The sequence below is a fragment of the Asticcacaulis sp. AND118 genome, assembly GCF_020535245.1.
Classification (GTDB): domain Bacteria; phylum Pseudomonadota; class Alphaproteobacteria; order Caulobacterales; family Caulobacteraceae; genus Asticcacaulis.
In genome coordinates this window covers 15,585-29,515 of sequence record NZ_CP084912.1, presented here as the reverse complement: position 1 = coordinate 29,515, position 13,931 = coordinate 15,585, and the positions used below count along the sequence as shown (strand labels likewise).

Sequence of the window (13,931 nt, the reverse complement as noted above, 5' to 3'; positions counted from 1 at the left end):
TTGTATACGAAATATCTTTATTTTGTCATTGTAATTTATAGATATTTCATTTTTTGCGCTTGCGAAATCAATGAAATTTTCTGAATTGGCCTACAAAAAACGTCACAAATGTGAATATTGAAATTGACAGGCCAATTTTTGCGCTCATAGTCATCCACAGCAAACAGCGTTCCACGACCCGCGCACTTCGTGAACAACGCGACTGCTTCCAGCACCGTTTCAGATGATCAGCGGGGACCCACGTGTCTCCGGCGGCGCAACTGCGCCCGAATTCAGGGGATAAGACTATGGCGTTCAAACACTATGCTTTGGTGAGCACGGCCCTGTCCGGGGTATTACTGGCCTCTTCCGTCTTTGCCCAGACGACCGAGCCTGCACCGGCAGAAGACATTCAGGAAATGGTCATCGTCGGCTTCAAAAAGAGCCTTGCCGACGCGCTCAAGGTCAAGAAGAACGATATCCGCGTGTCTGACGGTATTTCGGCCGAAGACATCGGCAAGTTTCCGTCGGAAAACATCGCCGAAGCCATCCAGCGCATTCCGGGCGTGCAGATCGGCAATGTCAACGGACGCGGTGCGACGATCAGCGTGCGCGGCCTCGGCCCGCAATACGCCTATACGACCGTCAACGGCCAGACCTTCAAGACCGCCAACTTCACCGACGGCTTCCGTTATGATGTGATCCAGACCGAACTGGCCTCCGGCATTCAGGTCATCAAATCGCCGACCGCCGATATGGACGCCGGCGGCCTGGCCGGCACCGTAAACATCGATACGGTGCGTCCGCTGAACCTCAAGGGCCGCAAGCTGGTCTTCGCCGCCAAGGCGCAGAAATCCGAACTGGCCGACGGCGACATGACGCCGAAGCTGACCTTCACTTACGCCGATCAGTTTCTGGACGGCAAGCTGGGCCTGTTCGTGGGCGGCGGCTATCAGAAGCTGACCGACCGCGCCGACTACAGCTTCATGGACCGCTGGTACACAACGACGTCGAGCAACACCTACGCCGCCGGTTCGGTGGCCGTGCCCGCCGGCACGACCGTGCCGCGCCGCCCCCGCTACCGCCGCATCGATCGCGAGACCGAACGCGCACAGCTTAACGCCGCCGTTCAGTACAAGCCCAACGCCTATACGGATATCGGTTTCACCGCCGTCTATTCGCACGACTACACCACCTACGACGTCAATCAGCAGGTTTTTCTGTTCGGCGGCCTCGGCACCATTCAGGTCAACGAGGTGAAGGACGGTCTGGCGACCAAGATCGTGGCCAACAACTTCTCGATGGAAAACAATCGTCAGCTCGAAACGCGCGACCTGACCTCATCGGCCTATACGGCGGACTTCAAATATACCGGCATCGACAAGCTGACGATCAAGGGCGTGCTCAACTATACCGAGGGCAAGTCGTATCTGACCGAAGAGGCCGCCATCCTGGCCATCGCCATTCCTTCGGCGACGCTCGACATGTCCGACCCGGCGAACGTGAAATTCACCACGTCGGTCAATCTGGCAGACCCCGCCTCCTACGCCTTCTCGAAGCTGACGCGCAACGAATATCCGAACGGCGGTATGACGCATAACGACACCGACGAGACCTCGGGTCAGCTCGACGCCAAATACTGGATCGATCAGGGCGTGCTGCAATCGGTCAGCTTCGGCCTGAAGTACAAGAAGGAAAACTTTAACCGCCTGCGCCACCGTCGCGACCGTCTGGTGCTCGGCTACTATCCGACGGCGGCCTTCACCCCGGCGATGACGACGGCGGACGCCGTGTCCGGCTTTCTTGACGGCGAAGGCGGCTTCCACGACGGCTGGGTTACCCCCGACATCGTCGGCTATCGCGAAATGCTGGCCAAGGAAGGCGTGACCATTCCGCTGCAATTCGCGCCGGAAGCCACCTACAGCCTCGGCCGCGACGTCAAGTCGGTCTATTTCCTGGCCGATCTGAAGGGTGAGGTTTTCAGCGTGCCCTTCCGCGGTAATGTCGGCGTGCGCTCCGAAGCGACCAAGCAAACGGTCAGCGGCTATCTGACGACGCCGAACCCGAATTCCAGCGCCGACGTCCGTATCGCCGCCGGCACCTATTCGACCGGCACCGACTATAATAACGTCCTGCCCTCGGCCAACTTCGTCTTCGACCTGAGCCCGAACCTGCTGGTGCGCGCGTCGGCGGCCAAGGTGCTGGTGCGTCCGATCCTCGACTCCAACACCAGCCTGGCCACTACCATCAATTCGTCGGTGTCCGGCGGCGTGACCACCTATTCGATCGCGCTCGGCGAAGCCAGCCTCAAGCCGCTGACCGCCAATCAGGCCGACCTCGGCATCGAATGGTACTACGGCAAGGGCAACGCCCTGAGCTTCGCCGCCTTCACCAAAGAGGTGAAGAACGGCACCTACGACACCTTCGTCTGCCCGGCCAGCTTCGAGGGCGTTGCCTTGAGCGACAACGGCACCGACTGCGTGGGGACCAACGGCGCCATCTACGACATCACGGTCAAGGCCAACGACCCGTCGAAGAACATGATCAAGGGTTATGAGGTCAACTGGCAGCAGTCGCTCGACAGCCTGATCCCGGTCAGCGGCTTCGGCGTCATCGCCAACTACACCCACGTGACGCAGGACAAGAGCGCCAAGTTCCAGTTGCGCAACCTCTCCGAAAACACCGCCAACCTGACCGGTTACTGGGAAAACTCGGTGTTCAGCGCCCGCGTTTCGGCCAACTATCGCTCGGAATATCTGCAAAATTCCGCCGACAGCTTCTTTGCCCGCGAAACGCACGTGATCAAGGATCGCACGCAGGTCGATGTGGTGCTGGGCTATACGGTTAACCCGCAGCTCAGCCTGTCCTTCGGGGCGCAGAACATCACCGGCGAAACCGAAGAGGCCTACTATCTGAAGGACAATATCTGGCAGATGACCGCCGTCACCGGCCCCAGCTATTACCTCTCGTTTCAGTACAAGATGTAGGCCCGTATAGTTTGACCGGCGGGAGCCCTGCATTACCCTCCCCCTTGTCCCCGCCGGTCAATCGCCGGATGCTGTGAGGCCGGGCGCGTATCTGCCCCCTCGCCGCATCCGGCCTTCTTTAGAGCGTTTCCCGATCGGATCGGAATTACGCTCTAAACTTTTGTTTTATCGCGCATGTGATTCCGAAAACCGTTGAACACTTTTCGGAACGCGCTTTAAGTTTGCATAAACGGAACACCGTACATGGCCGACCTGCCCCGCCGCCGCCTGCTTCTGTCCGCCGCCGCTTTAGGCCTCGGCGCGGCCCTTCCACTGCGCAGCCCGGCGGCGGCGGCGACCGCCGCCGAAGGGGTGTTGAAGCGGTTTCTGGGCAAGGACGCGGCGCGTGTACGTCTGAAACTCGATGCGTCAGGCCGCGCGCCGTGGTACGACGCCGCCACGACCGGCGCAACCGTCACCATTACCGGCAATTCCGCCATCGCCCTGACGCATGGAGCCTACAGCTACCTCAAAGGTGCCGGGGCCGCCCATATGGGCTGGGAGGGCGATCGCGTCGCCCTGCCCGCGCGTCTTCCGGCCAGCAACGGCGCAAAGGTCGAAACGCCCTTCGCCCACCGCGTCTATATGAATACCTGCACCTTCGGCTACACGACGCCTTTCTGGGACTGGCCGCGCTGGGAGCGCGAACTGGACTGGATGGCGCTGCACGGCATCGACATGCCGCTGGCCATGGAAGGGCAAGACTATGTCTGGCAGGCGCTGTGGCGCGAACTGGGCCTGAACGACGCCGAACTGGGCGATTACTTCTCCGGCCCCGCCTTCACGCCCTGGCACCGCATGGGCAATATCGAAGGCTATCTGGCCCCCTTACCGCAGGCGTGGATCGACAAGAAGCACAAGCTGCAAACCCGGATCCTCGGTCGTATGACGGATCTGGGCATGACGCCGATCCTGCCGGCCTTCGGCGGCTATGTGCCCAAGGCCTTCGCGCAGAAGCATCCTGAGGCGCGCATCTATCCCATGCGCCCGTGGGAAGGCTTTCATGAGACCTACTGGCTCGACCCGGCCGATCCGCTGTTTGCGAAGATCGCCGCGCGATTTATCGCCCTCTATACCGAGACCTACGGCGAAGGCCGTTACTACCTCGCCGATTCGTTCAACGAGATGCTCCCGCCGATCTCCAAAGACGGCTCCGATGTGAAGGCGGCCAAATACGGCGACTCGACCGCCAATACCAAGGAGACCGAAATCACGGTCGATCCGGCGGTAAAGGCCGAACGCCTCGCCGCCTATGGTAAGGCCATCTACGACTCCATCCGTCAGGCCAACCCCGACGCCGTGTGGACCATGCAGGGCTGGCTGTTCGGCGCGGACAAGCATTTCTGGACGCCCGACGCCATCGGCGCGTTTCTCCGCGACGTGCCGCAGGACCGGCTGATGATCCTCGATATCGGCAATGACCGCTATCCCGGCGTCTGGCAATCGAGCGATGCGTTTCAGGGCAAGCCGTGGATCTATGGCTACGTCCATAATTACGGCGGCTCCAATCCGGTCTATGGCGATCTCGGCTTCTACCGCGACGACATCAAGGGCCTTCTGGCGCGCAAGGATACGGGCGATCTCAAGGGCTTCGGCCTTTTCCCCGAAGGCCTGCACAACAATTCGATCGTCTACGAATATGCCTATGATCTGGCGTGGGGCCAAACCGACAAGACCGTCGCCGAATGGCTGCACACCTATCTGCAAAGCCGTTACGGGCAGGTCACGCCGGCGCTTGTTTCGGCGTGGACCACGTATGTCGACGCCGTCTTTTCGACCCGCTACTGGACGCCGCGCTGGTGGCGCAGCAAGGCCGGGGCTTACCTCCTGTGCAAGCGTCCGACGGCGGACATGGTGGAATTCGAGGGCCATCCGGGTGACCGCAACAAGCTTCGCTCCGCTATTGATGCCTTGCTGTCACTGAAAGGCTTTGAAACCTCGGCCCTTTATCGCCACGACGTCATCGATGCGGTCCGCCACTTGGTGTCGGAAGAGATCGACGATCGCCTGATCGCGGCGCTGAAGGCCTATAAGGCCGGCGAGGTGAAAACCGGCGACGCGCTGCGCGATGATATCAGCGGGCTGGTGACGGCGCTCGATGCGCTTCTGGGCGCGCAGCCCGACACGCTGGCCACCTGGATCGACGCCGCCCGCGCCTACGGCGACACCCCGCAAGAGAAGGCCTGTTATGTCCTGAACGCCAAAGCTCAGGTCACGGTGTGGGGCGGTAAGGGCAATCTCAACGACTATGCGTCGAAGGCGTGGCAAGGCCTGTACAAGGACTTCTATCTGCCGCGCTGGACCAAGCTGCTCAGCGACGTGCGGCAATCCGCCGTCAGCGGCAAACCCTTCGATCAGGCCGCCTTCACCCGCGACCTGATCGGCTGGGAACAGGCCTGGGTCAGGGCGGACATCGCCTTCACCCGCCACATCCCGCGCCAGCCGCTCAGCGCCGCCCGCGCGCTGATCGCGCAACTGGATAAGCCCGCATGAGCGCGGCACGTTACACGGCGCTTGACGTTTTTCGCGGCCTGACGGTCTGCGTCATGATCGTCGTCAACACCTCGCCCGCCGGCGCCGAGCCCTTCGCGCAGCTTCAGCACGCGCCATGGTTCGGCTTCACGCTGGCCGATCTGGTGTTTCCGTCCTTCCTGTTCGCCATCGGCAATTCGATGGTCTTCGCGTTTCGCAAGCCGTTGCCGCACAAAGAGTTCCTGCTCAAGGTCGCGCGGCGCGCCGCCCTGATCTTTCTGCTGGGCTTCCTGATGTACTGGTTTCCCTTCGTGCATCAGACGCCCGAAGGGGCATGGGCCTTCAACGATATCGGCCATATCCGCATCATGGGCGTGCTTCAGCGCATCGCCCTTTGTTACCTGTTCGCCGCTCTGGCCGCGCGCTATCTGTCCGTCAGGAGCGTGGCCATCCTCTGCGTCGTCCTGCTGCTGGGCTACTGGGGACTGCTCTACGCGGTCACCCCGGCCTCCGAAGCGATGAGCATGGCCGGCAATCTGGGAGCAAAGGTCGATCAGTTCGTATTGGGCCTCGATCACATGTATCGCGGCGGGGCGAAGGGCTACGACCCCGAAGGCCTGTTGTCGACCCTGCCGGCGATCGTCAACGTGCTGGCAGGCTATCTGTGCGGACGTCTGATCCTGCACAGCGAGGACCGTCGCCGCACAGTCCTGATCCTCAGCGGGGCCGGGCTGGCTTTGGTTGCGGCCGCGCTGGTATGGAACCTCGGCTTTCCGTTCTCGAAGCGCCTGTGGACCTCGTCCTTTGCGCTCCTGACCATCGGCCTCGACTGCCTGATCCTGTCGGGCGTCATCGCCTGGGTCGATCTGGCCAAACGACGTGAGGGGCTCGGCTTTTTCGAGACCTTCGGCCGCAACCCGCTGGTCATCTACCTGTTTTCAGAACTGCTGGTCATATCCTTGCAAACCTTCAAAAACTCCGAAGGTCACGGCCTCTACGACCTGATCGGCCTGCACCTGTTCCAGACCCCGCTGACCGGTTCCCTCGGGGCGCTCGCCTGCGCCATCGTCTACATGCTCGTCTGCTGGGCACTGGGCTGGTGGATGGACCGCCGGGGCATCATCGTCAAACTCTGACGGAAAAGTTTGTTTCTATTATAAGCGTGAGTATCATGAGCGAGATCATTCCTCCCCTCTACTATATCGGCGTCGACGGCGGTGGCACGCGCTGCCGGGCCCGCCTGCGCAACCGGGCGGGTCAGGTGCTGGGCGAAGGCTTCGGCGGCGCCGGCAATATCCGGCTGGGGCTGGGGCTGGTCTGGCGCAACATCATGGCCGCCGTCGATGAGGCCCTGTCGCAGGCGCATCTGACCCACGCCGACCTGCCCGACATCCATATCGGTCTCGGTCTGGCGGGCGTCACCTCGGCCACCAGCGCACAGGTGACGATCGACGCGGGGCCTGACTTCGGCGGCATCTTCGTCGCCAGCGACGCGCACGCCGCCTGCCTGGGGGCCTTTTCGGGCCGGGACGGAGCCATCCAGATCTGCGGCACGGGCAGCGCGGGCTACATCCTTTCGGACGGCGTCGGTCACGGCATAGGCGGCTGGGGGTTCGAGGTCGGCGACGACGGTTCGGCAGCCGGTCTCGGTCGCGCCGCCCTGCGCGCCGCGCTTCGCGGCTTCGACAAGGTCGCGCCCGCGACCGACTTCACGCGCGAGATGATCGCCTCTTTCGGGGGCCAGCCCGCCGACGTCATCGCCTTCGTCACCACGGCCACCCCCAGCGATTATGGCGCCATGGCCCCGACCATCATGGCCTATGCCGAAAAGGGCGATCTGGTCGCGACGGCTCTGGTGCGCGCCGTGGCTGAGGATATCGGACTCTACCTGCGCCGCCTGCACCATCTGGGGGCCAGACGCATCGCGCTGGTCGGGGGCCTGGGCGAACCCATCCGCCCGTGGCTGTCCAGCCGCGACGCCGAACTGCTCAGCGCGCCGGAACAGGACGCCGTTGAAGGGGCGATCCTGCTGGCGCAGGGCGCGGGCAACGGCCTGCCCTCCCCCGGCAAGGTCCTGGCCTGAAACACCCTTCCTCCCCGAATCCCGGACGTCAGCGTGTACGGTTTCGGAAACTTCGCGCATTCGCCCTCACCCGGCGGATGCGCTTTTTTATGTCTGAAGGTAAGGAGACCGCAAGACGCAGGGCTCGCCCTCGCTTGCGAACACCGCAGGTTCGCTAACGCCTCACCGTTGCGCGTCCGGTTATGGGGTGCAGGGGCCTGCGGCCCCAGCGTCCTTAAACGCCTCTTTTCCCCTGAAACCATACCCCTTGCCCTGCGCCCCGATGGACAGCATCGGTCAATCCGTTCACAGTCGCCCTTCGCTTAACAAGGGGAGAACCGCCGATGTCCGAAGCGTCGCACGGAGTCGATCTGCTGCCGGTCGTGGCCTTGCTGGGGGCCGGAGTGGTCGCCGTGCCGCTGTTCAGGCGGCTGGGGCTGGGTTCGGTGCTGGGCTACCTGGCCGCCGGTATCGCGATGGGGCCGTTCGGGCTGAAGATCATCGCCGAGCCGTCGACCGCCCTGCACGTCGCCGAGCTGGGCGTGGTGATGTTCCTGTTTGTCATCGGGCTGGAGATGCGCCCGGCAAGACTGTGGGCCATGCGCGGGCAGATCTTCGGGCTGGGCGCGGCGCAGGTGGGTCTGTGCGCGTTGCTGCTGACCGGGGTCGGGATCGCGACGGGCTTTCCGGTCGCGCCGTCCTTCGTCGCGGGGGCGGGCTTCGTACTGACGTCTACGGCCATCGTCATGCAGATTCTGCAGGAAAGAAAACGCCTGTCGGAACCCGACGGGCAGAAGATGGTGTCGATCCTGCTGTTCGAGGATCTGGCCATCGTGCCGCTGCTGATCCTCGTCACGTTTCTGGCGCCGGTCGCGCCGGGCCATGCGGGCGGCATAGACTGGGTGGCGGTGGCCGTCGGTCTGGGGTGTCTGGCCGGGCTGATTCTGGCGGGGCGTTACCTGCTCAATCCGATGTTCGCGCTTCTGGCCAATGCGCAGGCGCGCGAGGTGATGACAGCGGCGGCGCTGCTGGTGGTGCTGGGCGCGGCCTGGGTCATGCAACTCGGCGGCCTATCCATGGCCATGGGCGCGTTTCTGGCCGGCGTGCTGCTGTCGGAATCGCATTTCCGCCATCAGCTTGAGGCCGATATCGAGCCGTTTCGCGGCATCCTTCTGGGCCTGTTCTTCCTCGCCGTCGGCATGTCGCTGGACCTCGGTGTCGTGGCGGCCAACTGGCGGATGATCGCCTTCTACGTCGCCGCCTATATGATCGTGAAAGCGGCGGCCATTTACGCCGTGGCGCGGGTGATGAAGTCCGACCATGCCGAGGCGCTGGAGCGCGCGGTTTTCATGGCGCAGGGCGGTGAGTTCGCCTTCGTCCTCTATGGTGCCGCGGCAGCGGCCGGCATCATCACTGGCGAACAGAACGCCATGCTGACCGCCATCGTCATTTTGTCGATGGTGCTGACGCCGCTGACGATTATCGGCCTCAAATACATCATGCCCAAGAAAACCCAGAATATGGACGGCATGGACGCCCCGCGCGAAGACGAAGGCCATGTGCTGATCATCGGGTTCGGCCGCATCGGTCAGGTGGCCAGTCAGCTCGTCATGGCCGCCGGGCATAAGGTCTCGACCATCGACAACGATGTGGAGATGATCCGCACGGCGGGCGAATACGGCTTCAAGGTCTATTACGGCGACGGCGGGCGGCTGGACATCCTGCACGCCGCCGGCGCGCACCACGCGCGTGCGGTGCTGGTCTGCGTCGACAAGCCGGACGAGGCCTTGAAAATCGTCGAGCTGATGAAGGCCGAATTCCCGCTCATCCCTGTGCTGACGCGCGCTTTCGACCGTTATCAGGCGTTAAAGCTGGTCGAGGCGGGCGTGGATTTCCAGATCCGCGACACCTTCGAGTCCGCGCTGGTGCTGGGGCGCAAGACGCTGGAGACGCTGGGCGAGGACGAGGACACGATCGCCGAAATGACCGACGCCGTGCGCGAACGCGACGAAACGCGATTTGAGATCGAACTGACCGGCGGATTGGAAGCCGGCAAACGTATATTCCACGGCGGCGCGGACTATCTGAGCCGCCGTCGTCGCGCCGAACAAGAGACCGGCATCGTCTCCTGACCCCGCCCATGCGCGCAGACATTTTCAACGCGCAAAGGTTGTTTCTGCGCGCAATGACGCTTGTCATGTTTCTATATCTGTAATAATGTCCCGATATGAGAGTTCATCCCCGTCTCCCGATGCCCCATCATCCTGGCAAACGGAGACAGAACTGTGTTCCGGTTGCTCACTCCCTGACACGGAATACATCATTTAAACCCCTCCTGAAAATGGAGGGGTTCTTTTTTTGACCCATGAAACGGTTTATGCTCAGCCTCCGCAATTGAGGCTTGAGGCTGCCCACCCGTCTCTATAGTTAGAATATAATCTTATAAATAAAATGCCCAAGGAGGTACAATGCCCCGCGTGAAATGCGCGTCCGCGCTCGCCTGCGTCCTGCTGCTTTCCGTCCCTCTGGCGGCGACTCCGACCCTGGCTCAGGCCCCATCGGCCTCCGGCGGGCTGAAACCCAATCTGGAAGGTCAGATTTCGACGCCGCTGCGCTATCGGCCGGACAAGGGCGATTTCGTCATCCGCAACGGGGCGGAATATTTCAACCGCGCCCTCTATGGCGGTCACACCGCCTTTCGCGTCGATGCCGGCGACAAGCCGGAATTTTCGCTCTACCTGCCCGGACGCGGCGGCAATATCCGTCTGGGGGTCCGCACGGCGCTGGGCGTCAAATGGTTCAATGACGCCCGCGACATCGAGAGCCGCTATCGCCCCGGCGAAATGCTCTACACGATCCGCGATCCGCTGATGGGGACGAACGGCCGCATCGAGATCGAGGTCCTGTCGGACCACACCAACGAAGGCATCCTCCTGCGCGCCACAGGGCGAGGCCTGCCAAAAGGGGCGGAACTGGTCTTCGCCTACGGCGCCGGCAACGGTCAGCGCGGCAACCGCGACGGCGACATCGGTACGGAAAAGGTGCCGATCAGTGAATATTTCCAGTTCAATCCCGAATATGCCGAAGGCACACGCTACGCCGTCAATGGGCAGAGCTTCCACACCGACAGCCGCACGGCGGGCCTGACCGGCACGGTGTCGGCCCCGGCTTCGCTCAAGTTGGGGGATGCCACGCAATGGGGCGATGCAGCGGGCCTGCTGGCCTCGTCCGGCACCGCCGCCACCCAGGTCGTGACCGGTCACGTGGCACTGAGCACCGCCCCCGTCTATCTGGCGGTGCAGGTCACGCGGCGCGGCGCGGCGGAAGAACTGGGCACCTATCGCGACGTGACCGCCGGCCATACCGGCGCGCGCACCGAGACGCTAGCCACCACCAAGGCTTACGCCGCCAAGGAACTGGCGGCGCGCTTCGAAGCGACACGCAAGCACTTCGCCGCACTGCGCGGCCGTGTGCGCACCGAAACCCCCGACCCCTATCTCGATGCGGCGGTCGGCGCGCTGAACGTCGCCGCGGACGGTCAGTGGGACGAACGCGACGGCGGCGGCGTCATGCACGGGGCCATTGCCTGGCGCGCGCGGCTTCTCGGCTGGCGCGGGCCGTATGCGCTCGATGCGCTGGGCTGGCACGACCGGGCGCGCCAGAATTTCGCCGGGTGGACGCGCAAGCAGAACACCAAGCCCATCCCGGACTACGTCGCGCCCCCCGAAGAAAAGACCAACCTGGCGCGCAATCCGGACGGGCTGCACACCAATGGCGACCTGTCCAACACGCACTACGACATGAATATCGGCTTCTTCGACGCCATGTTCCGGCATCTGCTATGGACCGGCGATGTCGAATACGCCAGGCGCGTCTGGCCGGTGATCGAGCGGCATCTGGCGTGGGAAAAGCGCCTGTTCCGACGCGAATTCGGCCCGGAAAAACTGCCGCTATACGAAGCCTACGCCGCGATCTGGGCGTCGGACGACATGCAGTATTCGGGCGGCGGCACGGCCTACACCACGGCCTACAACCTCTATCACAACCGCATGGCCGCGCGCGTCGCCAGGCTGATCGGCAAGGACCCGGCCCCCTATGAGGCCGAGGCCGACCTGATCGCAAGAGGTATGCAGACCTATCTGTGGATGGAGGATCGCGGGGCCTATGGCGAGTTCCGCGACTATCTGGGCAAGCAGATGCTGCACCCCAGCTATGGCGTGTGGAGCTTTTACCACAGCATCGATTCCGGCGCGCCCGATGCGCTTCAGGCCGCGCGCATGGCCGCCGATTTGGAACGTAGCCTGCGACCCCTGCCCGTCACCGGCGAAGGCGTTCCGAATGACCGGCCCTATCGTGTGCTGCCGTCGTCCGACTGGATGCCCTACAGCTGGTCGATCAACAATGTGGTCATGGGCGAAAACCTGCATACCGCACTGGCGCTCTGGCAGGCGGGCAAGGCCGACACGGCTTATGAGATCACGCGCGGCGGCATATTGGCCAGCTTCTACATGGGCATAGCGCCGGGCAATGTCGGCAGCATGAACTATCTCGACGTTTACCGCCGCGAGTCGCAGCGCGACTTCGCCGACGGCACCGGCGTCATGGCCCGCACCGTGGTCGAAGGCCTGTTCGGCGTGCGTCCGGATGCCCTCAGCCGCACCCTGACTCTGGTCCCCGGCCTGCCGCCGGAATGGGACCATGCACGCCTGACTCATCCGAACCTGAGCTTTGTCTATAACCGCAGCGGCCAAACCGAAACCTGGACAGTGACCCCTGCCGACAAACGGTTCGAGCGCGTGGTGCTCGACCTGCCTGCCCGCCGTGACGCCGTAGCGAGCGTGACGATCAATGGTAAGGCGGTCAAATGGGAGGCGCCCGAAGGCGTCGGCGCGCCGAAGCTGCGCATTGAGGCCCTGCTGAACGGCCGTGCCGAGGTGCGCATCGTCTGGAGCGGTCAGGCCATCGATCCGGCCAAGGCCCAAAGCGTTCCGGGTGCCGAAACCTATTTCAACGCCCTGTATCAGGGCCGCTTCCAGTGGCTGACGCCCAGGACCACAGCGACGACTCTGGCCACCTGCCCGATCACCGCGCCGGGCTGGGCCATGGCGGGCCAGACGGTCAGCGCCGAACCGGTGGATGTCAGCGCCGCCTTCAACGATAAGGTCACAAATATCTTCCAGCCGGGCAAGTACCGCTCTCCACGTTCGCCCTTCGTGTCACTGGCCATGCCCGCGCAGGGCATCGGCGCGTGGGCCGGCCATGTCAACGCCACGGCCAATATCGATGACGCGGGCTTACGTCAGGCGGGCGGCGAAGTCGTGATAGTCAACGGTCTGCGCTTCCGCACACCGGGCGACGGCAACAATATCGCCTTCGCCTCGCTGTGGGACAACTATCCGGACGAGGTCAGCGTCGCGCTGAGCGGTCAGGCCAGACGCGCCTATCTGCTGATGGCGGGTTCGACCAACCATATGCAAAGCCGCGTAACCAATGGCGAGGTCGTCGTCACCTACACCGACGGCACGACGCAGACCCTGACCTTACGCAATCCGGAAAACTGGTGGCCGATCGAGCGCGACTATTTCATCGACGACTATCAGTTCCGCCTGTGCGGCGAAGCGCCGGTGCGCGTGGATCTCAAGACGGGTAAGGTGTGGACGCCGGGCCCGGACTGGAAGGGCCGGGCCGACCGCGAAAAGATCGATGGGGGCGCGGCGACCGTGCTCAGCCTCGATCTCGACCCGGACAAGACGCTGAAAAGCCTCACCGTTCGCGCCGTGGCCAATGAGGTGGTGATCGGCCTTATGGGCATCAGTCTGCAGCGCTAAGCCCTGTCCTGATCGGAATTTAATTAGCCGTTCGCCTCACCCGTCTGTAAGGTGCGGCCCAAAATAAGGGAGGATCACCATGCACAAGAACACCATCTGCCTGTGGTACGATAAAGACGCCGAAGAGGCCGCGCGCTTCTACGCCACCGTCTTCCCGGACACGGCCGTCACCGCCGTGCACAAGGCTCCGGCCGACTTTCCGGGCGGCAAGGCCGGGCAAGTGCTGACGGTGGAATTCACCGTTGTGGGCATACCTTGCCTCGGCCTCAATGGCGGCGACGCCTTCAGACAGACCGAGGCCTTCTCGTTCCAGATCGCCACCGAGGATCAGGCCGAAACCGACCGTTACTGGAACGCCATCGTCGGCAATGGCGGTAAGGAAAGCGCGTGCGGCTGGTGCAAGGACAGGTGGGGCCTGAACTGGCAGATCACGCCGCGCGTCCTGACCACGGCCATGGCACAGGGCGGTGACGTGGCCGAGCGCGCCTTTCAGGCCATGATGACCATGCAGAAGATCGACGTGGCCAGGATCGAGGCGGCGGTTAGAGGCTAACCAACGCCGTA

Annotated in this window: 7 protein-coding genes; all 7 read left to right on the top strand. The window is 63.2% G+C overall.

What is annotated here, in order from left to right; translation table 11 throughout:
* Positions 1-287 precede the first annotated feature (287 nt).
* The 7 genes from LH365_RS17905 (at position 288) to LH365_RS17875 (ending at position 13,920) form a co-directional block, all read left to right on the top strand.
* Positions 288-2,966 (top strand): TonB-dependent receptor, encoded by a 2,679-nt coding sequence (locus LH365_RS17905; protein ID WP_226746366.1) that lies wholly within the window; start codon positions 288-290, stop codon positions 2,964-2,966.
* A gap of 243 nt (positions 2,967-3,209) precedes the next feature.
* A complete protein-coding gene (locus LH365_RS17900; protein WP_226746365.1) occupies positions 3,210-5,498 on the top strand; it encodes an alpha-N-acetylglucosaminidase in 2,289 nt (762 codons plus the stop codon).
* Positions 5,495-6,613, top strand: a complete 1,119-nt coding sequence (locus tag LH365_RS17895) for an acyltransferase family protein (RefSeq protein WP_226746364.1) — start codon at positions 5,495-5,497, stop codon at positions 6,611-6,613. The genes LH365_RS17900 and LH365_RS17895 overlap by 4 nt, the downstream gene beginning before the upstream one ends.
* A 35-nt stretch (positions 6,614-6,648) precedes the next feature.
* Positions 6,649-7,560: a BadF/BadG/BcrA/BcrD ATPase family protein gene (locus tag LH365_RS17890; RefSeq protein ID WP_226746363.1), complete on the top strand. Its 912-nt coding sequence runs from the start codon at positions 6,649-6,651 to the stop codon at positions 7,558-7,560.
* 323 nt (positions 7,561-7,883) lie between these two features.
* Positions 7,884-9,671, top strand: a complete 1,788-nt coding sequence (locus LH365_RS17885; protein WP_226746362.1) for a monovalent cation:proton antiporter-2 (CPA2) family protein — start codon at positions 7,884-7,886, stop codon at positions 9,669-9,671.
* A gap of 336 nt (positions 9,672-10,007) precedes the next feature.
* Entirely contained in the window at positions 10,008-13,367 is a 3,360-nt protein-coding gene (locus tag LH365_RS17880; protein WP_226746361.1) for a DUF4450 domain-containing protein, read from the top strand.
* Between the two features lie 79 nt (positions 13,368-13,446).
* Positions 13,447-13,920, top strand: a complete 474-nt coding sequence (locus LH365_RS17875) for a VOC family protein (RefSeq protein WP_226746360.1) — start codon at positions 13,447-13,449, stop codon at positions 13,918-13,920.
* Positions 13,921-13,931: the final 11 nt, after the last annotated feature.